The following is a 23,693-nucleotide window of genomic DNA, read 5'->3' as shown; positions in this document are numbered from 1 at the left end:
CCGATATACAACATCGTGTTAATTAATTCGTTGATTTTGGTTTGGATGGCTTGACAGTTACAATGGAACTTGTAAATATTGCGCTCGAACGAAAATAGAACATCTGATTTCTCAGATATCCTGAATCTAGAACCCCTTTAATTAACATCGAAATATTGCATGATTGAATAATACTACGCGATGCACTTTTAGGTTCCGATATCGAACGCTCGTTGAGTCTTCTTATCTCTCAACCAACGCGTTTTGAATTGGTGCCCGGAGGCGGAATCGAACCACCGACACGAGGATTTTCAATCCTCTGCTCTACCGACTGAGCTATCCGGGCAACGGGGCGCATTAAACCGTATTCGGTAGAACCCGTCAATAGATTTCTTTGAAAATAGTGACTTATGCTTTGAAATTATTCGATTGGCTAGAAATATAAGCAAAATAATAATGGAGAGTAGAAAATTTGCTCTCCGTTATTTTTTTAATATTTTAATGTGTTAATGATGGTAGTTTTTCTGGGCAGTATTGACTTTCATCAGGTAGCGACGTGATTCTGCCGATGGATGTTTGGTTGTCAGGGTTTCATAAACGTCACCCGGTGCCATGTTATTAATAATTTGAGCCGCTTTTTTCTTATCGCTAGAAAATACTCTTAATACACTACCGGCACCACCGTTGTAAGCCGTTATTACTGCGTAGCGGCGAGATGTCGCGTTAGTGATGTCAACCAGATAACTGTTTTGTAATATCGATAAATATGCAGTGCCGGCATCGATGTTATTTCCTGGATCAAATAGATAACTACGGCTTGGTTGCCCTGATTTACCTTTCATTTTAAAGACATCACGGCCAGCAGTATGTTGTACAACTTGCATCAATCCAAGTGCATCAGAACGGCTGACTGCATAGGGGTTGAAGCTGGATTCTATTTGCATAATTGCCAAAATTAGGGATTCATCTATGCCATATTTAATGGAAGCTTGACGAATCAGTGGCAGATATTTATGAGCACGTTTGTCCAAATGGTTTGGTACCAGTTGTATAGTGACAGACCAAATGACATGTAAACCGGATTGGCGTTTTTGTAATTTGTTGGCAATCAGATAATCTGCAAAGTGTGTTGCTCGCCATTCCCAACGAATCGGTTGGCCATTATTGTCCATAACTTGTCCGTAAAGGAAAGGTTCTTTACTGATCTGAATATCGTTAGTATCAGAATAAAGATCAACGGAACCTGGATCATCACCCATTAATAAGGTCGTGATAATGGCCTTGCGTAAATAGGTTGTAGGGTCAATTGGAGAAATTGTCTCAATCGTGATCGTTCCAGCTTCAAAATTGATATGGCTGCGGGTCCGGTATTGATCGGTATATTTAACGTAATCTTTTGGGCCTGCAATTAATACTTCATGCAACCCCCAAATGTTCTCAATGTTATGAGCAAACTGGCCCATCAAAATATCAAAACCATTGGTATCTTTTATATATTCTTCACGGTATTCACTATTTTTGTTGCTGGTACAGGAAATAAGAATTGGGGCAATAACAAACAACGCTAACAGTTTTTTCATCTTACATTGCCATCTGGTGTTGAATACAACATCAGAGCCAGTGGCTCTGATGAAAGCTAAATATTATTTTTCTGGTGGGGTATATCCATCAATTTGAATATCATGACCTTCGAACAGGAATTTGGTCATTTCCTGTTCAAGTAATTTGCGATCTTCCGGGTTCATAGTGTTGAGTTTTTTCTCATTGATCAACATGGTTTGTTTGCTCATCCATTGTCCCCACGCTTCTTTGGAAATTTCATTGAAAATGCGTTTGCCCAATTCGCCGGGATAAAGCTGAAAATCCAGTCCTTCGGCTTCACGTTGTAAGAAAGTACAAAAAACAGTTCTGCTCATAATAAATCCTCAAAATAGTGGGTATGGGATTCAGCTCAGTTGTTGTAATAGATATTCAACTGGTGCTGCCAGCCCAACAGTTGCGGGTTGCTGTAAGTTATACCAAAGTCCTGTATTTTCATCCATGCAGGTCGTAAAGGATAAGATATTTATTTTTATCGGCACAATATCTAGATGAAAATGGCTAAATGTGTGGCGGAATGCGGTGAGTTGTTCATGTTTACCGTGAGAAATACCTGATTGTTCTAGCCAGCCGTTTAGCAAATCCATGCTCTCAAACTGAGGAAACGCAAACAAGCCCCCCCAGATCCCTGTTGGTGGGCGTTGTTCTAGCCAGACAGAATCATTATTCTGCATCAGCAAGAAATAAGCTGTTTTCTCAGGAATGCTCTGTTTAGGTTTTTTACCGGGATATTTTGTCCAGCTATGGTTAGCGTAAGCGATACATCCTTGATTTAATGGGCAGATTTCACATTTCGGTTTGCTGCGAGTGCAAACCATTGCGCCTAAGTCCATCATAGCCTGATTAAAATATTCCACCTCTTGTACCGGGGTTACATTGGTGCTGATTTGCCAGAGGCTGCTTTCGACCTCTTTTTTACCTGGCCAACCTTCCACGGCATAACAGCGGGCCAATACCCGTTTAACGTTGCCATCAAGAATTGGGAAATGTTTACCTTGAGAAAGTGAAAGGATTGCGCCTGCTGTTGAACGACCAACACCGGGTAGGGCAACTACATCTTCAAAAGTTGTCGGGAATTTCCCTTGGTGCCGCTCCACAATCTGTTGTGCTGCTTTATGTAAATTACGAGCGCGGGCGTAGTAACCAAGACCGGTCCATAAATGAAGGACTTCATCAAGGGGGGCTGCGGCAAGTAAAGTCATATCGGGAAAACGTGAAATAAAGCGCTGAAAATAGGGAATGACCGTCGTAACCTGGGTTTGTTGCAACATCACTTCTGAAAGCCAGACGTGGTAAGAGGTCTTTTCCAGTTGCCAGGGCAGGGTTTTACGACCGTAACTATGGTACCAATCCAGTACCACTTTGGAGAATTGCTTTGCTTCCATCATTGGGATAATTATCTTTAGGGAATATCAGTGTTTCGTGAACAGGATTGCAACATAGTGTTACTTCACTGTAAACCGGAACTTTGTTTTTGCAGCACTGCGCAATCTGGGATTAAAATTGTACTTGTCACTATTGGACTTGCTAAAATCGCCCATCTTTGGATAATGCGCTCTCTTTAGGTGGTTTGCCGGTAAAGCAGCCATAAGTGCCTGAATAAATGTCTTTAAAACTGACAGAAATACCATGATAAATAACGTAATTTCGCCGGAATTTGATGAAAATGGCAGGGCGTTGCGCCGTGTTAGGAGTTTTGTTCGTCGTCAAGGCCGGTTAACTAATCGTCAGCAACAAGCACTTGATGATCTCTGGCCAAAAATGGGTGTTGAATATCAGGCGGAAAAGCTAGATATGAAGGCACTTTTTGGGCGTGAAGCCCCCATTGTGCTGGAAATTGGCTTTGGCATGGGAGCATCACTTGTCACTATGGCAAGCCAGAATCCCGAGAAAAACTTTCTTGGAATTGAAGTTCATGCACCTGGAGTCGGTGCTTGTCTGGCTTCCGCTGAAGATGAAAATATCGGTAACTTGCGGGTGATGTGCCATGATGCGATTGAGGTGCTGGAAAACATGATCCCGGATAATAGTTTGGAAATGGTACAGCTTTTCTTTCCGGATCCGTGGCATAAAGCACGTCATAATAAACGCAGGATTGTACAGCCACCATTTGTGGAACTGATAAAAAGCAAGTTGAAAGCGGGGGGCGTATTCCATATGGCGACTGACTGGCAGCCATATGCTGAACATATGTTGGAAGTGATGAATGGCGTAGATAATTACCTTAATTTGTCTGAAAATGGTGATTATGTGCCGCGTCCATCTTCACGCCCGATAACGAAATTTGAATTGCGCGGTCAGCGGTTGGGGCATGGCGTATGGGACATAATGTTTAAGAGGATTAAGTAATGGCTAAAAACCGCAGTCGTCGTTTGCGTAAAAAGATGCATATTGATGAATTTAAAGAGTTGGGTTTTTCTGTTAAGTGGAATTTCCCATCTAATACACCTGTAGATGTTATCGATAGCACTGTTGATGCATTTATTGATGAGTTGATTGAATCCAATGGCTTAGCATTGGATGCCAGCGGTTATCTGAATTGGGAAGGCTTAATCTGTTTGCAAAAAATTGGTATGTGTACAGAAGAACACCGCCAATTGGTTGAAAAATGGCTGAAAGATCGCGGTATGGAAGATGTTATGACCTCTGAATTGTTTGATGTTTGGTGGGATTGATTAATCTATACCCTATGGATTTCAAGATGCATCACGATGGCTAGGGAGCGAATCCCCGGGAACATAGCGAACTATGTGACCGGAGTGAGCGAGCGCAGCCAACAAAGAGGCAACTTGAAAGATAACGGGTATATCGCTATAAAATAGCTTGCGTGAATCACAACAGGGGCCCTGGTGATTAATTAGCGCCCCTGTCTGGAGTAAAGTCAGTGAGTACAACGTTCTCTAATACGTTATTGTCGGATATTTTGCGACAAGTTCGTCCCCTGATTGGTCAAGGGAAAGTGGCAAATTATATTCCTGCACTGGCGGAAGTTCCTGCTGATAACTTGGCAATAGCTATCTGTACCATCGATGGGCAGATATTTCATGCAGGAGATGCTGAGAAGCGTTTTTCGATTCAATCTATTTCTAAAATATTAAGTCTGACTTTAGCTATGACACGTTATCAGGAACAAGAGATCTGGCAGCGAGTCGGGCAGGAACCTTCTGGTCAGCCATTTAACTCATTAGTTCAGTTGGAACTGGAAAAAGGCAAACCTCGTAACCCTTTTATTAACGCGGGTGCATTAATTGTATGTGACATGTTGCAGTCGCGATTGAGTGCACCTAAACAGCGTATGCTGGAAGTGGTGCGCAAACTTGCTGGTTGTCCTGATATTTGTTACGACAGCAAAGTTGCCCGTTCTGAAATGGAACATTCTTACCGCAATGCAGCGATTGCCTATCTGATGAAATCCTTCGGTAATTTCGATAACGATGTGCTCGCGGTACTGCAAACTTATTTTCATTATTGCGCTTTGAAAATGAACTGTATTGAGCTTGCTAAATGTTTCATTTATTTGGCGAATCAGGGGAGTACGATAGGTTCTGAGCAGCAAATCCTTAGTCCTCGTCAGGCCCGGCAGATTAATGCACTGATGATGACCTGTGGTATGTATGATGGTTCTGGTGAATTTGCATTTAGGATTGGTATGCCAGGAAAATCGGGTGTTGGTGGTGGGATCGTGTGTGTCGTGCCGGGAGAGTTTACAGTTACTGTTTGGTCACCGGAATTGGATCGATCGGGGAACTCTTTGGCCGGTTGTGCTGCTCTAGAATTGTTAGCCGATCGTGTTGGGCGATCCGTTTTTTAACTCTCAGGTGATTTTCTTAGGAGAAAACATGTTACGCAAAATTATCATCGCTGCATCTTTGCTATTTGTTGCTCAGACTCAGGCAGGCTATGAATGCCAGGTAAATCCACAGAATGACATTATTATTACTTCTCAATCAGTTCAAGTTGTGGGGGCAAGTGGCAATCTCCAGATTTCACCTGATGGTTCAGTAATTCGTGATGGTAAGAACTTAAGTTTAAATACAGAACAGCGTCAGAAAGCGCAACGTTATCAGCAGGCTTTGCGGCAGGATTTGCCTTGGATTAAACAAGAAACCGGAAGACACCTGATAACGGCCCGTAAATCCTTAGATAAAGTCGTAGTAGAGACTATCGGTAAGGATAGCAATGTGCGTAATCGGTTGTCTGATCTTGAGTCAGGGCTTAATCAGCAAATAAATCGAATTATTGAAACTCGCTCTGATGGTATGGCATTCCACCATCAAGCGATTAAGCAGGTTGAAAAAGATAGCCGTAGCTTAATCGAGCAAAGTCTTGGTGGGGTGTTACAGGACAGTATAAATGAGATCGGCAATAAACAATTTAGCCTGAATGGTGATAATAATCAGGCATTACAATCGCTGCTTGGTAGCTTGGGTGGATTGCAGAATAATTTGAAAGCTGAATGGCGAGTTCAGGAAGAAGATTTCCAGCATTTTGGCAAAGAGGTTTGTGGTAAGGTCAGTGGCCTTGAACAACAAAGAATTGAATTACTGAATTCTATTAAATAATTGCTAATAATTACAAATAAGAATCAATTTGAAATTGATTCTTATTTAGATTGACATATTTTTTTCGCTACCTAGAATGCAAATGTTTACTAAATATCCTTTCTTGGAGTGCGATATATGAAAAAGATAATCCCTGTCGTTCTGGTATCGTTATTTGCTGTTGCAAGCCATTCCGCATTTAGTCAGAAATCTGCTGTAGTTACACCAAATGCTGTTACAGCTCAGGCTGATAATAAGGTTATAGTTAAGCACCTTTCCGGTGAAACTGAGGTCAAAAAGAATCCTCAGAAAGTTGTTTTATTTGATTTCGGTATTTATGATTCACTAGTTAAATTAGGTTTATCAGATAGGGTTGTTGCATTACCTACTGGTAATACGCCTGAATATCTCCGTAATAGCTTACCTAAAGGGGTAGAAAATGCGGGGGGTATGAAAGAGCCAAATCTGGAAAAACTGGCGCAACTTAAACCTGATTTAATCGTTATTAGCGGGCGTCAAACTCCTTTCTATGAAAAGCTGTCAAAAATAGCACCGACAATTAATTTGGGAATTGATAGCAAAAATTATCTGGTTTCAGTTGAAAGTAACATAACGTTATTAGGTGAGTTGTTTAGTAAACAGAGTGAAGTAAAAGAGCAGATTGTTGAGCTGGAAAAAACCATTGCTAAAGCTCAGGATAAAGCTAAATCTTCTGGTGCAAAAGTTTTAGTATTACTTCATAACGCAGGTAAATTAGTGCTGAACAGCCAGAGCGTAGTGTATGACGTGGTTAAGGCGCAGAAAGCAGAATTATCTATTCCTGCTGGTGAAGATAAAAACAAATTCGTTGTAGTGACTTCTGATATGATTGCTCAAGCCAATCCAGATGTGATTTTAATTATTGACCGCAGTGAAGCAATTGGTGCTGGTAAGCTAGATAAAGCGAAGTTTGAAGATGATAAAGTGAAATCCACTTCAGCGTACAAGAATGGCAAAATTACTTATCTGAAGTCTGATCTGTGGTATTTGTCTGGCGGTGGTTTGGAGAGTCTGTCAGCACAAGTTAATGCGGTGGCTGATGCCCTTTAATCAGGTCATGCGCCATTTTGAATTTGAACAGTGATTGAAGTTCCACAATGGATTGTTTTAGGTTTGGTCTGACAGTTATCGGTTTTTTATGCTAGTAACTGTCAGGTTTGGTCTGAGCTATACCCTATGGATTTCAAGGTGGATCGCGACGGCAAGGGAGAGAATCCCTGGGAGCATAGATAACTATGTGACCGGGGTGAGTGAGTGCAGCCAACAAAGAGGCAACTTGAAAGATAACGGGTATATGAATAATTAGCTTATTATGCGTATTTCCAGCGTTAATAACTAAAAATATAGAAAAGTTTTCTATTCGGAATAATGCTTTTTTTATTCATAAAATATAATATTAATGTGTCATGATATAAGTATGAAAACTAATTTCGTTATTAATAAATATATTTATATCATATGTAAGTAAGCTGAGAAATTATTTATATTGGTCATTTTTAAATAACCTAAATTGATCTAAATATTTTTCCAGATGATAATTTGCTTTCTGTGAAAAAATAATTATTTTAAAATATTAATAGTGATTTACATATTGAATTTACAAGGTGAAATTATTATTTATTTTATATTTGAATGTCTGATTTATTCGAGTTTATAATATGGAGAATGATATTTATATTGAAAGGAACTTATAATAAATAATAAGTTCCTTGATAATTAAATGAGATTACAGATAAACGCTTTATGAACAAGTATTAACTGCGTCTACAGAGTCAAGTACCAATCTGGCTATAGCAGGACCAGCCAGTGCTATTTCTGCAATAAATGCAGCTCCACCTGTAGCAAACCATATAGTTAATTGTGCTATTGCAGTTATTCCGGTAATAACCCAGTCGTACCAATGCATTGACTCCTTTAAGCAATTAGTTATTCCAGAAATGCCTATATCATCCTTAACTGAAGAAATTAATGACCAGGTATTCTGTGATTTATCAGTAATAGAATCCGAATTCTTAAGGTCATGAACTATAGTCAATAACTCATGTATAGCATCATGACCTAATTTTTTCAATAATATCTGTGTGGCTGATTCTCTTTCGGATTCATGTATGCCCATGAATTTAAATGCAAGTTTAAAAGCACCTGCGACAACTGAACCAATTGCAAGAGTGCATGGAGATACACCTGCGTACTCTATTAATTTTAATCTTCCATCAGTGTTAGTTGGAGCTGAATTATTAAAATGCAATCTCTTGTAAGCATCATTTACAACCATGTCAAAGCTAATATTTTCTTTTTGATGATCGGAAAGTTGATCATAAAAATCTTGATAATACGGAGTTAGTTCTGTGGCGAGGTCTTCTTTGGACAAGGTATATAACATTTCTTTATTTTCAATATTCATTTTTTACCCCAATCAAAGTGAAATTAAAAATGATTTTTTAATGGCTCGTGCTATCAATAGAAATACAACCAAGCACAAATTAAATATAGTCGTATTTGAGATAATTTAAATGATATTATTGTGTCGTAATTCACATATGTTAAAAATTAATTTTGTGTAGAGAGTGGTTTTATTTGATTTTAATTAATATTCTTATTGATGGTCGATATTAACTATTACCCACATGGATAAATATATTTTTAGGGTAGGTGGATTAATAAATTTTTATATTATTGTTTTTATATTATATTTGTTGATTTATTTTTCTATATATTGAGTTTTATCATTGAAAATTAAATTGTGGATTATTATTTCAATATTAATGCTGTGGATAATTTGTAACTTAGATATTATTTAAATTTGGGGGTGTAATCATTCCTCAGAAAGGAACCCAACACTGGACAATCAGTCACTACCGTCTAATGGAGCCCCCTCTGAAGTTCAGCGGGGGAAATGTATTATGAATAGAAACGAAACCAATGGAGGTATCAATTTTATGCAAAGATAATCTTTGTGGAGTTGAATTTTTCGAAGGCGATTTTTGTGTTAAAGAAATAGTTCCAATAATGAATTTAGGAATAGTTTACCTTTCTGTGTAATTTGCCAGTGTGTTGCTGTTTCAGAGAGATAACCTGCTGCTAAGGCTTGCTCAATTTGAAAACGGATTGAAGCCTCAGGTAACCCAGTGAAATCACTGAAATCTTGTTTGGGCATCATTTCCAATAAACGGAATCGGTTCATAAAAAATTCAAATGGCCGATCTTCATTTTCTACTTGATTCTGTTTATCCAGATAGCGTCCTTGCATATATCCACGGGGATGTTTGGTTTTCACTGTGCGCAGAATACGGCCATCTTCAAATGTGATTTTTCCATGAGCGCCACAGCCAATACCAAGGTAATCCCCAAAACGCCAGTAGTTGAGATTGTGCTGGCATTGATAGCCTGGCTTGGCATAAGCAGAAGTTTCATATTGCTGATAACCTGCCGCTGTCAGCAATTGGTGACCTTGTGAAAAGATATCCCATAAAGCGTCATCGTCGGGCAGAACGGGAGGACGAGAACCAAAGCTGGTATTAGGCTCAATAGTCAACTGATACCATGAAAGATGCGGTGGTGATAATGCAATTGCCTGACGTAAATCATTCAGCGCTTCATCAAGACTTTGGTTCGGCAAACCATGCATCAAATCTAGATTAAAACTGCGTAGCTCCAGACTGGCGGCTAAACGTGCTGCCCGTTTGGCTTCATCCGGCCCGTGAATACGGCCAAGACGTACTAGTTTATCCGGGCTGAAACTCTGCACGCCAATGGATATTCGGTTAATACCCGCTTGCTGGTAACCGCTGAAACGGTCGGCTTCCACAGTACCCGGATTGGCTTCCATCGTAATTTCAGCTTGTGGCGATACCGGTAGGAGAGCACGAACGCCATCCAGCAATTGTTGCATTGCCTGTGAGCTAAGCAGGCTGGGGGTTCCACCACCAATAAAGATAGTGGTAATTTCCCGTCCGTTGACCATTGGCAGATCCGTTTTCAGATCTGCTAATAAATGGTCAACATATTCCTGATGCGGAACATCACCTTTCAATGCATGAGAGTTGAAATCACAGTAAGGACACTTTTGTACACACCATGGAATATGGATGTAAAGACTCAGTGGTGGAAGTTTAAGCATTACGTAGTGTATCCAACATCATCTTTAGTGCCTGACCACGATGCGAAACGGCATTTTTTTGTTCACCCGTTAATTCAGCGGCAGTACAGCCTAATTTTGGTATGTAGAAGATGGGATCATAACCAAACCCACCATTACCGGCAGGTTGACGTGCGATAACTCCCAGCCAGCGACCATGAAATACCAGAGGCGTTGGATCTTCTGCATGGAGTATATAGACCAGCACACAGTTAAACTGAGCTTGACGTTGATCGTCAGGAATATCTTTCATCGTATCCAGCAATTTTTCCAAATTTTGCTGGTCAGTGGCATTTTCACCTGCATAGCGGGCTGAATAGATACCCGGAGCGCCGCCAAGGATGTCTACGGATAGACCAGAATCATCAGCAATTGCGGGCAGGCCGGTAACTTGTGCGGCGTGGCGGGCTTTAAGAATGGCATTTTCAATAAATGTCAGCCCGGTCTCTTCGGTTGAATTTACGCCTAACTCAGTTTGAGCAACAATATCCAGACCAAAATCAGCCAGTAATTGTGCCAGTTCACGAACTTTTCCGGGGTTACCGGTTGCCAGAACAACTTTTTGCATTATTTTGAATCCAATTTAATTCTTATTTACTGTATTAGCCATGAAAGAACATCAGCACGGAGATAATTCAGTGCGTAGAGGATCAAAATGACGATCATTGCTGAAAAATCAAGGCCGCCCATTGTTGGCATAATGCGGCGGATAGGTGCCATCAATGGCTCTGTTAGTTGCATCAGAACATAGTCAATCGGATTGCGTCCCTGGCTTATCCAGCTGAGTAGAGCACGTGCCAGTACCAACCAGAATACCAGTTTACCTGCTGCTGTCAGCAATTCAATTAACCCGATAGGGATGAAAAGTGTGAGGAAAGCAACCGCACCGGTACTGAACCAAAGTTGCATGATCAATTTAAACAATACCAGAACGTAAGCGACAACAATGGAGGCAGTATCGAGAGAACCAATAGACGGTATAACTCGGCGTAATGGCCGAACGATCGGTTGGGTCATTTTCACAATAAATTGAGCAAATGGATTATAAAAATCACAACGAGCCCATTGCATCCATACACGAAGTAATAAAACAGCGATGTATAAATCCAGAACTGTGAACAGAATAAAGGTTAAAAATTGCATTTAGCAGCCTTGATAAAATTAAAATTGTTTTTCCATTTCCTGTGCCCGGCGAATAGCCGCCTGCATAGCGTTGGATACGGTTTCCGGCAATTTGCCTTCATAAAAAATACGTAATGCTTCCGCAGTAGTACCGCCTTTAGATGTTACCTGTTCACGCAGGGTTGCAAAAGGGAGATCTACATTTGATGCGGCCAGTGCCGCAGAACCTATTGCCGTTTGCAAAACAATTTCACGGGCTGTTTGGCTATCAAAACCTAAACGTTCTGCTTCCTGTTGCATTGATTCCATAAATAGGAAGAAATAAGCGGGCGCACTGCCTGCTACGGCGATAACGTCATTGATGCCATTTTCATCTTTTACCCAGTAGGTTTTACCCACACTGTTCATTAATGCTTGAGTGAAATCACGGTCAGACTGGCTGACTTGCTCCGATGCGAATAATCCGCTCACCCCTTGACCAATTAATGCCGGCGTGTTTGGCATGATACGAACAATATTGAGTTTGCCTTGTAATAAAGCACCAAAACGTGCAACGGAAATACCTGAGGCGATAGACAGAACCAGTTTGTTACTGAAATCTACGTTTTCTTTCAGAGGCTGACAAACATCTGCCATCACTTGCGGTTTTACTGCCAAAACAACAACGTCGGCTTCTTGTGTGTAGCGAATATTGTCACTATCACTGTTAATACCATACTCTTTTGCTAGTGCATCACGGTGAGTATCACTTGGTGCGCAGACATTAATCAACTCAGCAGGATATCCTCCTTTTACTAATCCGGCTATGATGGCGTGAGCCATATTACCTGCACCAATAAAGGTAATTTTACGTTTTTCCATTAAATACCTCGTAGCGTTGAAATGGTTAATTGTGATATTGACGTGCACCGAAAATGGCTGTTCCAATTCGTACTAATGTGGAACCACAATTAATGGCAGCAGCCATATCATCAGTCATCCCCATTGAGAGAGTATCTATTTGAGGATATTTCGTTTTCAGGTTAAGGAAGGCTTGTTCCATTTTCCTGAAAACCACCAATTGACGTTCATAGTCAGGTTCTGGTGCCGGGATTGCCATTAAACCACGGAGCCTCACATTCGGCAGTTTGTTCACTTCGGCTGCCAGCGTTGATAGTTCATCAAGTTGAATACCTGATTTGCTCCGTTCATCACTGATATTTATTTGAATAAGAATATTCAGCGGTTCCATTCCCTCCGGACGTTGTTTGTTCAGGCGTTGTGCTATTTTTAAGCGGTCAATGGTATGGCACCAGTTAAAATTTTCTGCCACCAAACGGCTTTTATTAGCCTGTAACGGACCGATAAAGTGCCATATCAAATCATTACAATTTGCAAAATAAGCAATTTTTTCTACACCTTCCTGCACATAATTTTCACCAAACTGGTGTTGCCCGGCAGCGATTGCTTTTTCGATATCTTCCACAGGTTTGGTTTTACTGACTGCAAGCAAGGTAATTTCTTCTGGAACGCGTTCGCATTTCTGTGCGGCAATGGCTATGTGGGTCCTGACATCTTGTAAATTTTGTTCAATATTGTTCATGGTGACTCAGGAGATTAAAAAATGAATATGGATAAGCTAGTGGCCCTTAGTGTAAAGCATAATGCTTCAGATCTGCATCTTTGTATTGGGCAAGTTCCTGTATTACGTATAAATGGAGTGCTTTGTCCGCAAACTCAACTGCCATCTGTAAATAATCTATTGCTGGAAGAGTGGAGTGAGCAGTTTTTATCAGAAAATCAGCGACAACAGCTATTAACTGGTGGACATGTGGATTTTGCGTTGGAAACAGAAAATGGCCAACGATTGAGAGGCAACATCTTTCGTCAGCACTCCGGGTTGTCAGTCGTTTTGCGTTTAATTCACTCTCAGTGTTCAACTCTAGAACAGCTAAAAGCGCCTGAAATTATCCGTGAAATGGTTTTGCGGGAAGAGAGTGGATTGATCCTGGTAACCGGTGCTACAGGCAGTGGGAAGTCGACAACGTTAACTGCTATTGTGGATATGCTGAACAGCCACAGTTGTCAGCACATTATTACATTGGAAGATCCCGTGGAATTTATCCACCATAGCTGCAATTGTCTGATACAACAGCGGCAAATTGGATTGGATTCGCCCAGTTATCAGGAAGCGTTAAAAGGGGCTCTCCGGCAAGATCCTGATGTATTGCTGTTGGGTGAGTTGCGGGATAAGGAGACAATACGCTTGGCGTTAACTGCGGCAGAGACTGGGCATTTGGTATTGTCGACTTTACATACCAGAGGTGCTGTACAGGCAATTGACCGGCTGGTGGATATTTTCTCCGCTGAAGAAAAAGGGTGGGTACGTAGCCAGCTAGCAGGCAGCCTGAAAGCTGTGATAGCACAACAATTAGTCTCTGCCCAAGGTGGGGGACGAGTTGCTGTATATGAAGTATTGGCAGTTAATCAGGCAGTGAGCCATCTGATACGAGAAGGAAAAAATCATCAAATAACGACGCTTATGCAGACGGGCGCTGCCAGCGGGATGCAAACCTATGAGCAAGGCTGGCAGCAGCGTAAATTACAGGGATTACTGGCAGAGCAAACGGAGAGGAAGATCAAAAAGAACGCTATCAATTAACCGCGAATGACGGTTATACGGTTGCTGTTAATTGATCGCTGTTACTGTTAGTTAATTGCTATTAATAGCGCTGTTCAAACCAGCTTTCCAGAATAATAACAGCGGAAGTAGCATCTACTTTGCTTTTATTTAAGGCTTTATAACCACCTTGGTCGAACAGATGAGCACGGGCTTCAACCGTTGTCAGGCGTTCATCTTGGAGTTGAACTTGTACACCAAACCGGCCATGCAGCCGGTTTGCAAATTTACGTGCTTGCATTGTAACTAATTGCTCAGTGCCATCCATATTGAGGGGAAGACCAACGATAACCAGATCTGGTTGCCACTCTTTAAGTAATTTTTCGATTTGCCCCCAATTGGGGATACCATCTGTGGCTTTAAATGAGGTTAATGCTCTGGCGGTGCCCGTGATTTCTTGTCCAATGGCTGCGCCGATGCTGCGGGTGCCAAAATCGAAGGCTATTATTGTACGGTTATTCATCTATGCATGTCCCGCCTGTGGGGCAATATTATAGATATTGATTCCGAGTAAAGATGCGGCTTCACGCCAGCGGTCCGCAATGGGTGAGTTGAAAATAATGTGTGGATCAGCGTTTGTTGTTAACCAGCTATTCTCCATTATCTCTTTTTCAAGTTGACCCTTTTCCCAACTGGCATACCCCAACGTGACCAATATCTGTTTTGGTTGGCGTGGTGTACCCAAGGTTTCAAGGACATCTTTGGAGGTGGTGATCATTGTGTCATCGGAAATTTTGATACTTGAATTGAAACCTGGTTTTGGTGTGTGCAATATAAAACCATGATCTTCAGCAAGTGGGCCACCAGTCATAACAGGCTTGTTTAGATTGATACTTTCATCCCGATCTTCTGGTGATATTTTCAGCTTTTGTAAAACTTTCCGAACGGAGATTTGCTCAATAGGTTTATTTATCACCAATCCCATTGCCCCATTTTCATTGTGTTCACATATGTAAACAACTGAGCGTTTGAAATAGGGATCAGATAATGAAGGCATGGCGATAAGAAAATGGTGCTGTAGATTCATTTTTTTTCTAGTAATTAACCTGGCTATGTAAGGATTATTTAGCCCAACAGTATGTGGGCTAAAAGTATAAATGACAAACCTTGACAGGCAAATTCGTAAAAAGAATTTTTTATTTCTCTAATCGTTCTTCAATTGCATTCATTAACATGCCAATGATTGAAATATCAGGGAAAGCGGCTTCTATCTCGCGTGCACAGGTTGGACTGGTGACATTAATTTCAGTCAGTTTGTCACCAATGATGTCCAAACCAACAAAGATTAACCCTTTTTCTTGCAAAGTTGGAGCAACAGCTCTGGCGATAGCCCAGTCACTTTCTGAAAGCGGGCGAGCTTCACCACGGCCACCCGCAGCAAGATTACCACGGGTTTCACCTTGGGCAGGGATACGAGCCAGGCAATAAGGAACGGGTTCGCCATTGACAATTAATACCCGTTTATCACCTTCTTTTATGGCCGGTAAGAAATTCTGCGCCATGCAGAAGCGATTGCCATGTTCCGTTAGGGTTTCAATAATAACACCAACGTTTGGGTCATCTTTTTTCAGGCGGAATATCGATGCACCGCCCATACCATCTAGTGGTTTAAAGATGACATCACCATGTTTCTGGTGGAATTCACGTAAGTGAGCGGCATTGCGAGTCACTAATGTATCTGGTGTTAAATCAGGGAACCAGGCTGTGAAGAGTTTTTCGTTACAATCGCGTAGGCTTTGTGGTTTATTGACAATGAGAGTGCCTTTCTCTTCCGCGCGTTCCAAAATATAAGTGGCGTAAATGTATTCGGTATCAAATGGTGGATCTTTGCGCATCAGGATGACATCCAATGTTTCCAGTGCCAGATCTTGTTCTCTATCGAATTGATACCATTGTTGTGGATGGTTTTCTACCTGCAATAAGCGGGTACGTGCGCGGGCTTCCCCTTGGTGCAGATAGAGATCACTCATCTCCATATAATGGAGTTCCCAGCCGCGACGTTGTACTTCTAATAGCATGGCAAAACTGGTGTCTTTCTTGATGTTGATGGATGAAATGGGGTCCATCACTATGCCGAGTTTGATCATTCTTTCTCCTTAACCCAAATCGCCGAAACGCACTTGTAATGCAGTAATTGCGGTGAGCGCTGTCGTTTCTGTTCTCAGTACCCGTGGTCCTAATAGGATATCAGTAAATTGGTAATTAGCTGTCATAGCAATTTCATCTATCGATAATCCACCTTCCGGGCCGATCAGTAAACGCACTTTTTCTACAGGTAAAGGCAGGGTATTGATGCTTTGGCTGGCTCGTGGATGTAGATTTAATTTTAAACTGCCATCATTTTCTGCACACCAGTGCTCAAGTTGCATCACTGGGCGAATTTCAGGTACACGGTTACGACAGCATTGCTCACAGGCAGCAATAGCAATTTTCTGCCACTGCTGAAGTTTTTTAGCCAGCCGTTCTCCATCCAGCTTTACACCACAGCGTTCAGAAATTAAAGGCGTAATAACATTTACCCCTAATTCTACAGATTTTTGAATGGTGAATTCCATTTTCTCACCGCGGGATATGACTTGCCCCAGATGGAGATTAAGTGGTGATTCATTATCGGCGAGTTCGCTATTGCTGATATGTACTTTGACAGATTTTTTGCTAGCTTCGGTAATCTGAGCGTTGAAGATCTGATTGCTACCATCAAACAGTTGTAACTGTTGGCCATGACTCATTCTGAGTACCCGCCCAACATGGTTAGCCGCCTCATCACTCAGATAAATTTCAGTATTCGATGAGAGTAATTCCGGGTGATATACGCGGGGTATACGCATGTTTTTCTTTCCTTCCTGCGGGGTATAGCTATACATAAAGCAATAAATAATGGAGGGTATGATAAGGGAGGCTTAATCCAATTATCAAGCTATCTCGATGCAGATTGTTATCTCTGAATAAATGTTGCGAGTCTGCTCGCATATTTATATCTTATTTGACTGTTTTATATTTATTTTGTTGTTTTAAAGTAGTGGTGTTTATTATTATATTTTTATGCCAAAATATAGTGATTATTTTTTACTGCTTGGTGAAAACATTCATTGTATAATTAAGTTGGAGGTGTTTTATTAAGTGGATTTTAATATTAAAATTGTTGTTTTAGCTATTCTTGTTGGAATAGTGTCCGGAATAACCTTGAGTAAAGTGATATGTGTATTTATTAAAATTATTTATGGATGTAAAAAAATAGATTTTGGTTATTTTCAGGTTGAATTAATGACGCTGTTTATAACAGCTTTTTTTATGATTTATTTTCCATTGAATTTTCATTTGTATGTTGTTTTGATATTTGTTTGGGTGTTAATTATATTGTCTTTTATTGATATAAAAATTAAGTTATTGCCAGACGTAATAAATTATCCACTTTTATGGTTAGGGTTATTATTGAATTTGAATCAAACTTTTGTGCCTATTGAACAAGCTGTAACAGGTGCGATTGCTGGTTATTTGATTTTGTGGTCTCTCTATTGGTTATTTAGAGTAATTTGTCATAAAGAAGGGTTAGGATATGGTGATTTTAAGTTAATGGCAGCGGTTAGTGCCTGGTTGGGGATTGGTGCAATTCCTTTATTAATGCTCTTATCCTCACTGTTTGGTCTTATTGGGTACTTTTGGATGTGGAGAATACGAGAAAATTACCCAGAGTCTGTTGCTTTTGGTCCATATATAGCCATTTCTGCGGTCATAATGATCTATATGCACTTATTGGGAATCAATGGGGTATCGTGAATGGCGCCCGATAGCTGAAAATGTATGGGCGCCAGTAGTTAAAACTGTGGGATTAAAACTGATGGTGAATCAGCGCATCTTGCCAACGTTTAGGTTGTCCCAAGTATTTATCAAGAGAAATAATAGATAGCTCATTTCTGTTATTTTCTAAAATAAACGTAGGGAAGCCTGAGCCGCTAACGATTGCCAATAGTTCACGGCTTTTCCTAATGTGTTGGAGACTTTCTGATTCATTATTCAGTGTCAGCTGTTGCTGGAACAGCTCTGAATCAAGTTGCAATTCATTTGCCAAATTCAATAACGTTTCAGTTTCGCTGATTTTTAATCCACGAACATAATGCGCTTTTTGTACTGCCAGTAACATTTCGATACCTTTATCAGCCAACTTTTCTGCTGCAAGGATGGCTGATATTGGTGGTAATGAATCCATAATCAGTGATTTATCGTTTAACAGTGCGACATATTGCTCACTGAAAGTTTGCCCAGTAAGGCTTGCGATCCGTTTATCCTGACTAAGGACATAATCACGCCATGTGCTGTCTATTTGGCGTCTGTTATCTCCTGTCAGCATTCCGCCGCCATGCAATTCAATTTTTACATTTGCGACCTCTTTTGCTGCTTGTATTAGAGAAGAAACGCCATAACACCAGCCACATAGTGGATCATAGATATAGTGCAGAGTCATTCTGGGCATATTACTTATTCCTGCAAAAGGGTTAATTCACTTATTGGGGCCACTTCATTTCGCCTTTCAGCACCTTGGCGCTTAGTTCGAGGCTGGATTTGTCTCCAAGTTTTGGATAATGCTTTTCCATTGCGGCGATTAGCGCTTTTGAGTCTTTCGCTTTTGCTAGCTCTTTTTCAAAAGTAGTCAGATATCTTTGCGTAAACTTGACTGATTCCAATGTCATTGGTGTGTTGCCAATGAAATGTCCCGGAACCACAATTGTCGGTTTTAGCTCTTTTATGCGATCTAATGTCTGCATCCAGTTTTTACGAGACTCTTTAGTCTGTGTATCTGCCATCCAGACATGGATGTTGCTTGAAACAGTGACACCGCCTACTACCGCTTTTAACTTTGGTATCCAAACAAAAGTACGGTCAGCCGCAGGGCCATCAAGACCTTCGACGATTAACTTCTCACCGTCAACTGTAAAAGTGTTACCTTCCAACGGTTGCGGCACGATGACTTTTTTGGGTGCCTGTTCTTTCAGAACACCTCCCCAATAGGCCAGTTTGCCATCTTTGGTCTTTTTGATTTCTTTAATGGTTTCTGGTGATGCAATGACTTTTGCGTTAGGGAACGCTTTGGTCAGTACATCAAGGCCAAAATAGAAATCAGGATCAGACTGACTGATATAGATGGTTGTCAGTTTTTTGCCGGTATACTTAATTCTTCTGGCCAGTGCTTCAGCGTCATTTTTTTGGAACTGAGCATCGATCAGTACAACTTCTCTATCACCGATGATGAGTTCAGAAGAGACGGGAAATACGCTTCTTTCACCTGGATTGAAAACATCCAGTTTTAGGTTAACGGCTTGTGCCAGAGAAATGGTACCCAAGGAAAGGATACCTGCCAGCGCAATATTTAGTGTTGTTTTGCGAGTCATAATTGAATTCCTGATGTTGTGTGTAACGAGGTTCATAATAAGTTGCGTTTTTCGATGAAAAAACCGCATAATTGGCAATTATTTGTTGCATAAATCGAGCTAATTGATGGATAGAGTTACTGCTGCGCAAGTGTTCACTATAATTGTAGAACAAGGCAGCATGATTGCTGCATCAGAACGGTTAGATATGTCGCGAGCAATGGTATCCCGATATCTGGCTGAAATGGAAAAATGGGCGGGAGTACGTCTGTTACATCGTACAACGAGAAAGATCAGCCTGACATCGGCAGGAGAGATCGCTTATCAGCGCAGTCGTAAATTATTGCAATTGGCGCAAGAGATACCTGTTGATCACCCAGTAGCAGCACAGGAGTTGAGTGGTCTTTTGCGGATAAGCAGTTCTCAATCTCTGGCGGTGAGCGCATTGTCTGTGGCGATTCCTGAGTTTATGCGGATTTATCCTCAGATAGCTATTGATATGCAAATGAGCAATAAGGCAATAAATTTGGTCGAGGAGCGGATAGATTTAGCGTTACGCATCACGAATAATCTGGAACCGAATTTGATCGCCAGACCGTTATCGACATGTCATTCTGTGGTTTGTGCTGCTCCTTCCTATTTGATGGGGAAAATTCTCCCGCAAAAGCCTGCTGATTTAGCCTTGCATAACTGTATGACTTATAATTTCTTTGGCAAAAGTCTTTGGTTATTTGAACGTCAAGGAGAAAAATATTCTGTTCCTGTTAGCGGTACTTTGAGTGCTAATGAATCGATGGTGTTAATGGAAGCAACATTGCAAGGTGCGGGAATCGCCATGCAACCCTATTATTCTGTTGCTTCGCATTTGGCGTCAGGAAAATTGACTCAGTTGTTGCCAGAATATCGGCCTCAGGCTATGGGAATTTATGGTATTTATGCCAGCCGTCAAAATATGCCAGCAACGCTGAGGGCATTACTGGATTTTCTGGTTCAATGGTTTGCTTCTTCTCCGTACTGGCAAGCACTAATGCTGGAAAGCTGATTTTAGTTTTTGGGGAAACAGGGCAATTTGTGTTTTTAGGTGTTCGATAAAAGTATCGACTGGGGCAGAAGAAGGGCGGTGAATGGGCTTTATCAGGCTGACAGTAAAAGGAATGCTGATACTGAATGGGCGAGCGCATATTTCAGATTTGCCGTGGCTGTCCAGATAATCGAGTACAGTCAGTGGGTTGACAATAGAAACACCAATGCCTTCGCGCACCATTGCACATACCGATGCAGCACTGTGAGTTTCCATAATCATGCGGCGGCGAATATGGTGTTCTGCGAATATTCCATCAATGAGCTGCCGGTAGCTATCCGTTATCGAAAGGCTGATAAAGTTTTGTTCGCTGAAATCTTCGGGAGTTAATAACGGCTTATGACTGAGAGGATGAGCGGCGGGCAATACGCAAATTTCATTCAGTGTGATCAGTGTTTCTCTCTGTGTACCTGGTGGTGTCTGCAAATGTTCTGTCAAACCCAGATCATGGCGTTGAGCTGAAAGCCACTCTTCCAGTAGCGGTGATTCCTGTGGAATGATGGTTAAATTAGTATCAGGGTATTGACGGGTGAAGTGGTGGCAAACTTTTGGTAACAGTGATTGAGAAAATACCGGCAGGCAGGCGATGGAAAGCTGAGCATGTTGGAATTTACGTATATTGTTAGCTGCATTCATTATTCTTTCGAGTCCATAATAGGAGCGCTGAACTTCTTCAAAAAGGCGCAATCCTTGTGCTGTTGGATGAAGGCGACCTTTTACTCGATCAAATAGTTTGAATTTTATTAGGTGCTCGAATCGTGCTAATTCACGACTGACGGTTGGTTGTGATGTTTGTAATAAAATAGCCGCTTCTGTCAGGTTTTTTGTCGTCATTACCGCATGGAAGATTTCAATATGGCGCCATGAACAAGAAGACATAAATTGTTCCTTCAAATGATAATTCTATATCACAGATGAATAGACTATAACGAAATGGATATTTTTATTCCTGTTTTTTACTGCCAATAATGGGTTATCTGCCGACTTTGTGAGAGAAACCCTGATGAGCACTTTTACCCGCAATAATTGTCCTAATCTGATACCGGAGAGTTTGGGCCGTCTGCCAGAAGCATATGGTACTCCACTATGGGTTTACGATAGTGAAGCAATTATTCAAAAAATCAAATTGTTATGTCAGTTCGATGTAGTCAGGTTTGCTCAGAAAGCTTGTTCTAATACTCACATTTTGCGCCTGATGCGTGAATATGGTGTGAAAGTTGATGCCGTTTCATTAGGAGAAATTGAGCGTGCTTTACGGGCAGGGTTTTGTCCAGGACAAGAAATAGCAGACATCGTTTTCACTGCTGATTTAATCGATGTGTCGACGTTGAAAAGAGTAACTGAATTGGATATTCCGGTTAATGCGGGTTCTATCGATATGTTGGAACAGATTGGTCAATGTAAACAAGGGCATCCGGTATGGTTGCGGATTAATCCTGGGTTTGGTCATGGTCATAGCCAGAAGACGAACACGGGAGGGGAAAACAGTAAACATGGTATTTGGTATCAGGATCTTCCACAGGCAATTGAAAAAATACGTCACTATGGATTGAAATTGCTTGGTTTACATATGCATATTGGCTCTGGTGTTGATTATCAACACCTTGCCAGTGTGTGCGATGCAATGGTTGAACAGGTTATTCTCTGCGGTGAAGATATTCAGGCAATTTCAGCTGGTGGTGGTTTATCGACTCCTTATCGGCAGGGAGATGAGCAAATCAATGTCGCTCATTATTTTGGGTTGTGGGATGATGCCCGTAAAAGGATTGAACAGCATTTAGGTCATAAAGTTGAGCTAGAAATCGAACCGGGGCGTTTTTTGGTAGCGGAATCGGGCATTCTGATGACGGAAGTTAGGGCGGTTAAGCAGATGGGGGGCCGTAATTATGTTCTGGTGGATGCGGGGTTTAATGACTTAATGCGTCCAGTAATGTATGGCAGTTATCACCATATCTCAGTCTTGCCTGCTGATGGACGTAAGATTGAGCAATTGCCATTGCGGGAAACATTAGTTGCGGGGCCGTTATGTGAATCCGGTGATATCTTTACACAGGTTGAAGGTGGGGGGATTGCGCCAAGAGCGTTGCCGCCTGTTCAAGTTGGCGACTATTTAGTTTTTCATGACACTGGTGCTTATGGGGCATCAATGTCCTCTAATTACAATAGCCGTCCGCTGATCTCTGAGGTGCTGTTTGTTAATGGTAGCCCCCAATTAATTCGTCGTCGCCAAACGATTGAAGAGTTATTAGCGTTGGAAGAGGTATCTTTTGCATATCATCCCCTTGAGGGGAGACCATCCGGCTTTGGTCAGTGGATTCTGGCGAACAGACAGACAGCCTAAGAATCAATATTTCTTTGCTTAGGGCGCTATTGTTTTTGATGTTCGAGGTGCGGAGACAGGCACAATGATTTGGCATCTGATACGGGAAGCGGCAAGTATGTCGGAATAACGGATTATCTACTGCCTTATAATTATAACCTGAGGTTTGCTTAAGAAGGGAATTCAGTGCCTGAGGCACGATCAAAGTTTTTGTCAAATAAAACAGAATCGTGGAGATCCTCAAACATGTCTAATTTAGAAGAACTTTACTGCGGCGTCGATGATTTTTGCCAAAAATTTATTCCTCTCTGGCATCAACAGTTAATTGAAAATGGCTTGCTCAAACATCGCCGCGACGCTTACCCTTTCTCTCAGTGATGTGATGACGATCCTCATTTTATTCCACATGAGCCATTAGTGATTTTAAATCCTTTTATTTTGAGTATGTGACACTTTATTTCTATAAAGAATTCCCCAAATTAGTCAGTTATACCCGAATGTTCACACTGAAAAAAAGAGCACTCATCCCCCTGTGTGCATTTCTCACGTCGAGGAAAAAGCAGTACAGGCTGGTTTTATGGCTTTAAACTTCACCTGCTTATCAATGATTGTGGGGAGCTTTTAGCGATCAAGTTGACCCCGGTTAATACAGATAATTGCCAACCGGTCAAACAGTTAGTGAAAGGGTTGAGTGGGTATGTATATGGAGAAAAATTATCTTTCACAAGCACTGTGTGAAGAGCTGACAGCGGAAGGAATGACATTGGTGACGAATGTACGCAAGAATATGAAAGCCAACGCTTTATCACTATGGGATAAACTGATGTTAAGAAAGCATTTTGTGATAGA

Annotated in this window: 25 protein-coding genes, 1 tRNA gene and 2 pseudogenes; 11 read left to right on the top strand and 17 right to left on the bottom strand. The window is 41.3% G+C overall.

Annotation, left to right across the window (positions count from 1 at the left end):
* Window positions 1-249: 249 nt before the first annotated feature.
* The 4 genes from LG003_RS05390 to mutY all read right to left on the bottom strand — a co-directional run bounded on the left by LG003_RS05390 (window position 250) and on the right by mutY (window position 2,966).
* A tRNA-Phe gene (locus LG003_RS05390) sits at window positions 250-325 on the bottom strand.
* Between the two features lie 160 nt (window positions 326-485).
* Entirely contained in the window at window positions 486-1,559 is a 1,074-nt protein-coding gene (mltC, locus tag LG003_RS05385; protein ID WP_112878762.1) for a membrane-bound lytic murein transglycosylase MltC, read from the bottom strand.
* 63 nt (window positions 1,560-1,622) lie between these two features.
* Window positions 1,623-1,895: an oxidative damage protection protein gene (locus tag LG003_RS05380; RefSeq protein WP_112896809.1), complete on the bottom strand. Its 273-nt coding sequence runs from the start codon at window positions 1,893-1,895 to the stop codon at window positions 1,623-1,625.
* Window positions 1,896-1,925: 30 nt separating this feature from the next.
* Window positions 1,926-2,966, bottom strand: coding sequence for an A/G-specific adenine glycosylase (gene mutY, locus LG003_RS05375; protein WP_262980342.1), 1,041 nt, complete (start codon window positions 2,964-2,966; stop codon window positions 1,926-1,928).
* A gap of 241 nt (window positions 2,967-3,207) precedes the next feature.
* Between mutY and trmB the strand changes: the two genes are divergently transcribed.
* The 5 genes from trmB (at window position 3,208) to LG003_RS05350 (ending at window position 7,208) form a co-directional block, all read left to right on the top strand.
* Entirely contained in the window at window positions 3,208-3,927 is a 720-nt protein-coding gene (gene trmB, locus LG003_RS05370) for a tRNA (guanosine(46)-N7)-methyltransferase TrmB (protein WP_112878758.1), read from the top strand.
* The gene (locus tag LG003_RS05365) at window positions 3,927-4,253 is read left to right on the top strand and encodes a YggL family protein (RefSeq protein ID WP_112878757.1); all 327 of its coding nucleotides are present in this window, start codon (window positions 3,927-3,929) and stop codon (window positions 4,251-4,253) included. The genes trmB and LG003_RS05365 overlap by 1 nt, the downstream gene beginning before the upstream one ends.
* A gap of 209 nt (window positions 4,254-4,462) precedes the next feature.
* Window positions 4,463-5,389, top strand: a complete 927-nt coding sequence (glsB, locus tag LG003_RS05360; protein ID WP_112878755.1) for a glutaminase B — start codon at window positions 4,463-4,465, stop codon at window positions 5,387-5,389.
* Window positions 5,390-5,417: 28 nt separating this feature from the next.
* On the top strand, window positions 5,418-6,140 hold the full coding sequence (locus LG003_RS05355) for a YggN family protein (RefSeq protein WP_112878754.1): 723 nt from the start codon (window positions 5,418-5,420) through the stop codon (window positions 6,138-6,140).
* A 117-nt stretch (window positions 6,141-6,257) separates the two neighbouring features.
* Window positions 6,258-7,208, top strand: coding sequence for a siderophore ABC transporter substrate-binding protein (locus tag LG003_RS05350; protein WP_262980341.1), 951 nt, complete (start codon window positions 6,258-6,260; stop codon window positions 7,206-7,208).
* Window positions 7,209-7,899: 691 nt separating this feature from the next.
* Here the strand turns inward: LG003_RS05350 and LG003_RS05345 are convergent.
* From LG003_RS05345 to LG003_RS05320, 6 genes are all read right to left on the bottom strand, one after another.
* Entirely contained in the window at window positions 7,900-8,562 is a 663-nt protein-coding gene (locus LG003_RS05345) for a hypothetical protein (protein WP_112878752.1), read from the bottom strand.
* 585 nt (window positions 8,563-9,147) lie between these two features.
* Window positions 9,148-10,278: a radical SAM family heme chaperone HemW gene (gene hemW / locus LG003_RS05340; protein ID WP_112878751.1), complete on the bottom strand. Its 1,131-nt coding sequence runs from the start codon at window positions 10,276-10,278 to the stop codon at window positions 9,148-9,150.
* Window positions 10,271-10,864, bottom strand: a complete 594-nt coding sequence (locus LG003_RS05335) for an XTP/dITP diphosphatase (protein ID WP_262980340.1) — start codon at window positions 10,862-10,864, stop codon at window positions 10,271-10,273. Before LG003_RS05335 ends, hemW begins: the two co-directional genes overlap by 8 nt.
* Before the next feature lie 26 nt (window positions 10,865-10,890).
* Window positions 10,891-11,439 carry a YggT family protein gene (locus tag LG003_RS05330; protein ID WP_112878749.1) on the bottom strand — a complete coding sequence of 183 codons (549 nt, stop codon included), beginning with the start codon at window positions 11,437-11,439 and terminating at the stop codon, window positions 10,891-10,893.
* Between the two features lie 18 nt (window positions 11,440-11,457).
* Window positions 11,458-12,279: a pyrroline-5-carboxylate reductase gene (gene proC, locus LG003_RS05325; protein WP_262980339.1), complete on the bottom strand. Its 822-nt coding sequence runs from the start codon at window positions 12,277-12,279 to the stop codon at window positions 11,458-11,460.
* A 25-nt stretch (window positions 12,280-12,304) separates the two neighbouring features.
* On the bottom strand, window positions 12,305-13,000 hold the full coding sequence (locus tag LG003_RS05320) for a YggS family pyridoxal phosphate-dependent enzyme (RefSeq protein ID WP_262980338.1): 696 nt from the start codon (window positions 12,998-13,000) through the stop codon (window positions 12,305-12,307).
* A gap of 21 nt (window positions 13,001-13,021) precedes the next feature.
* Between LG003_RS05320 and LG003_RS05315 the strand changes: the two genes are divergently transcribed.
* Window positions 13,022-14,059 carry a type IV pilus twitching motility protein PilT gene (locus tag LG003_RS05315; RefSeq protein WP_262980337.1) on the top strand — a complete coding sequence of 346 codons (1,038 nt, stop codon included), beginning with the start codon at window positions 13,022-13,024 and terminating at the stop codon, window positions 14,057-14,059.
* Between the two features lie 61 nt (window positions 14,060-14,120).
* Here the strand turns inward: LG003_RS05315 and ruvX are convergent, their stop codons facing one another.
* The 4 genes from ruvX to rsmE all read right to left on the bottom strand — a co-directional run bounded on the left by ruvX (window position 14,121) and on the right by rsmE (window position 16,905).
* Window positions 14,121-14,540, bottom strand: a complete 420-nt coding sequence (gene ruvX, locus LG003_RS05310) for a Holliday junction resolvase RuvX (protein ID WP_262980336.1) — start codon at window positions 14,538-14,540, stop codon at window positions 14,121-14,123.
* Complete coding sequence (locus LG003_RS05305) at window positions 14,541-15,104, bottom strand: YqgE/AlgH family protein (protein ID WP_112878744.1); 564 nt, start codon at window positions 15,102-15,104, stop codon at window positions 14,541-14,543. It lies immediately after the preceding gene.
* Between the two features lie 109 nt (window positions 15,105-15,213).
* Window positions 15,214-16,164, bottom strand: a complete 951-nt coding sequence (gene gshB, locus LG003_RS05300) for a glutathione synthase (protein ID WP_262980335.1) — start codon at window positions 16,162-16,164, stop codon at window positions 15,214-15,216.
* Window positions 16,165-16,173: 9 nt separating this feature from the next.
* Window positions 16,174-16,905, bottom strand: a complete 732-nt coding sequence (gene rsmE, locus LG003_RS05295) for a 16S rRNA (uracil(1498)-N(3))-methyltransferase (protein WP_011145512.1) — start codon at window positions 16,903-16,905, stop codon at window positions 16,174-16,176.
* 292 nt (window positions 16,906-17,197) lie between these two features.
* Between rsmE and LG003_RS05290 the strand changes: the two genes are divergently transcribed.
* Complete coding sequence (locus tag LG003_RS05290; protein ID WP_112878742.1) at window positions 17,198-17,854, top strand: prepilin peptidase; 657 nt, start codon at window positions 17,198-17,200, stop codon at window positions 17,852-17,854.
* A 52-nt stretch (window positions 17,855-17,906) separates the two neighbouring features.
* Here LG003_RS05290 and LG003_RS05285 read toward each other — a convergent pair whose 3' ends face one another.
* Together LG003_RS05285 and LG003_RS05280 are read right to left on the bottom strand one after the other, a co-directional pair.
* A complete protein-coding gene (locus tag LG003_RS05285) occupies window positions 17,907-18,548 on the bottom strand; it encodes a DsbA family protein (RefSeq protein WP_262980334.1) in 642 nt (213 codons plus the stop codon).
* A 31-nt stretch (window positions 18,549-18,579) separates the two neighbouring features.
* The gene (locus LG003_RS05280; protein ID WP_262980333.1) at window positions 18,580-19,464 is read right to left on the bottom strand and encodes an MBL fold metallo-hydrolase; all 885 of its coding nucleotides are present in this window, start codon (window positions 19,462-19,464) and stop codon (window positions 18,580-18,582) included.
* Window positions 19,465-19,570: 106 nt separating this feature from the next.
* Between LG003_RS05280 and LG003_RS05275 the strand changes: the two genes are divergently transcribed.
* On the top strand, window positions 19,571-20,485 hold the full coding sequence (locus tag LG003_RS05275; protein WP_262980332.1) for a LysR family transcriptional regulator: 915 nt from the start codon (window positions 19,571-19,573) through the stop codon (window positions 20,483-20,485).
* On the opposite strand, the gene LG003_RS05270 is transcribed toward LG003_RS05275, so the two are convergent.
* Window positions 20,468-21,403, bottom strand: coding sequence for a LysR family transcriptional regulator (locus tag LG003_RS05270; RefSeq protein WP_262980331.1), 936 nt, complete (start codon window positions 21,401-21,403; stop codon window positions 20,468-20,470). The genes LG003_RS05275 and LG003_RS05270 overlap by 18 nt on opposite strands.
* Before the next feature lie 124 nt (window positions 21,404-21,527).
* Here LG003_RS05270 and lysA point away from each other — a divergent pair, with 124 nt between their 5' ends.
* From lysA to LG003_RS23610, 3 genes and pseudogenes are all read left to right on the top strand, one after another.
* Entirely contained in the window at window positions 21,528-22,865 is a 1,338-nt protein-coding gene (gene lysA / locus LG003_RS05265; RefSeq protein WP_262980330.1) for a diaminopimelate decarboxylase, read from the top strand.
* Window positions 22,774-22,974: pseudogene (locus LG003_RS23365) on the top strand (hypothetical protein); the annotation flags it as partial. The gene lysA and the pseudogene LG003_RS23365, both read left to right, overlap by 92 nt.
* Window positions 22,975-23,090: 116 nt before the next feature.
* Window positions 23,091-23,693, top strand: a pseudogene (locus LG003_RS23610) (transposase); the annotation flags it as partial.

The organism is Photorhabdus kleinii (assembly GCF_025384885.1).
Lineage (GTDB): Bacteria > Pseudomonadota > Gammaproteobacteria > Enterobacterales > Enterobacteriaceae > Photorhabdus > Photorhabdus kayaii.
Note: the sequence above shows the minus strand (reverse complement) of the source record. Positions and strands in the feature narration are given on the sequence as shown.

What these genes read in the sequence shown, in the direction of transcription:
- mltC (WP_112878762.1), bottom strand. Translation starts at nt 1,559, where the DNA reads ATGAAAAAACTGTTAGCGTTGTTTGTTATTGCCCCAATTCTTATTTCC.
- LG003_RS05380 (WP_112896809.1), bottom strand. Translation starts at nt 1,895, where the DNA reads ATGAGCAGAACTGTTTTTTGTACTTTCTTACAACGTGAAGCCGAAGGA.
- mutY (WP_262980342.1), bottom strand. Translation starts at nt 2,966, where the DNA reads ATGATGGAAGCAAAGCAATTCTCCAAAGTGGTACTGGATTGGTACCAT.
- trmB (WP_112878758.1), top strand. Translation starts at nt 3,208, where the DNA reads ATGATAAATAACGTAATTTCGCCGGAATTTGATGAAAATGGCAGGGCG.
- LG003_RS05365 (WP_112878757.1), top strand. Translation starts at nt 3,927, where the DNA reads ATGGCTAAAAACCGCAGTCGTCGTTTGCGTAAAAAGATGCATATTGAT.
- LG003_RS05355 (WP_112878754.1), top strand. Translation starts at nt 5,418, where the DNA reads ATGTTACGCAAAATTATCATCGCTGCATCTTTGCTATTTGTTGCTCAG.
- LG003_RS05350 (WP_262980341.1), top strand. Translation starts at nt 6,258, where the DNA reads ATGAAAAAGATAATCCCTGTCGTTCTGGTATCGTTATTTGCTGTTGCA.
- LG003_RS05345 (WP_112878752.1), bottom strand. Translation starts at nt 8,562, where the DNA reads ATGAATATTGAAAATAAAGAAATGTTATATACCTTGTCCAAAGAAGAC.
- hemW (WP_112878751.1), bottom strand. Translation starts at nt 10,278, where the DNA reads ATGCTTAAACTTCCACCACTGAGTCTTTACATCCATATTCCATGGTGT.
- LG003_RS05335 (WP_262980340.1), bottom strand. Translation starts at nt 10,864, where the DNA reads ATGCAAAAAGTTGTTCTGGCAACCGGTAACCCCGGAAAAGTTCGTGAA.
- LG003_RS05330 (WP_112878749.1), bottom strand. Translation starts at nt 11,439, where the DNA reads ATGCAATTTTTAACCTTTATTCTGTTCACAGTTCTGGATTTATACATC.
- proC (WP_262980339.1), bottom strand. Translation starts at nt 12,279, where the DNA reads ATGGAAAAACGTAAAATTACCTTTATTGGTGCAGGTAATATGGCTCAC.
- LG003_RS05320 (WP_262980338.1), bottom strand. Translation starts at nt 13,000, where the DNA reads ATGAACAATATTGAACAAAATTTACAAGATGTCAGGACCCACATAGCC.
- LG003_RS05315 (WP_262980337.1), top strand. Translation starts at nt 13,022, where the DNA reads ATGAATATGGATAAGCTAGTGGCCCTTAGTGTAAAGCATAATGCTTCA.
- ruvX (WP_262980336.1), bottom strand. Translation starts at nt 14,540, where the DNA reads ATGAATAACCGTACAATAATAGCCTTCGATTTTGGCACCCGCAGCATC.
- LG003_RS05305 (WP_112878744.1), bottom strand. Translation starts at nt 15,104, where the DNA reads ATGAATCTACAGCACCATTTTCTTATCGCCATGCCTTCATTATCTGAT.
- gshB (WP_262980335.1), bottom strand. Translation starts at nt 16,164, where the DNA reads ATGATCAAACTCGGCATAGTGATGGACCCCATTTCATCCATCAACATC.
- rsmE (WP_011145512.1), bottom strand. Translation starts at nt 16,905, where the DNA reads ATGCGTATACCCCGCGTATATCACCCGGAATTACTCTCATCGAATACT.
- LG003_RS05285 (WP_262980334.1), bottom strand. Translation starts at nt 18,548, where the DNA reads ATGCCCAGAATGACTCTGCACTATATCTATGATCCACTATGTGGCTGG.
- LG003_RS05280 (WP_262980333.1), bottom strand. Translation starts at nt 19,464, where the DNA reads ATGACTCGCAAAACAACACTAAATATTGCGCTGGCAGGTATCCTTTCC.
- LG003_RS05275 (WP_262980332.1), top strand. Translation starts at nt 19,571, where the DNA reads ATGGATAGAGTTACTGCTGCGCAAGTGTTCACTATAATTGTAGAACAA.
- LG003_RS05270 (WP_262980331.1), bottom strand. Translation starts at nt 21,403, where the DNA reads ATGTCTTCTTGTTCATGGCGCCATATTGAAATCTTCCATGCGGTAATG.
- lysA (WP_262980330.1), top strand. Translation starts at nt 21,528, where the DNA reads ATGAGCACTTTTACCCGCAATAATTGTCCTAATCTGATACCGGAGAGT.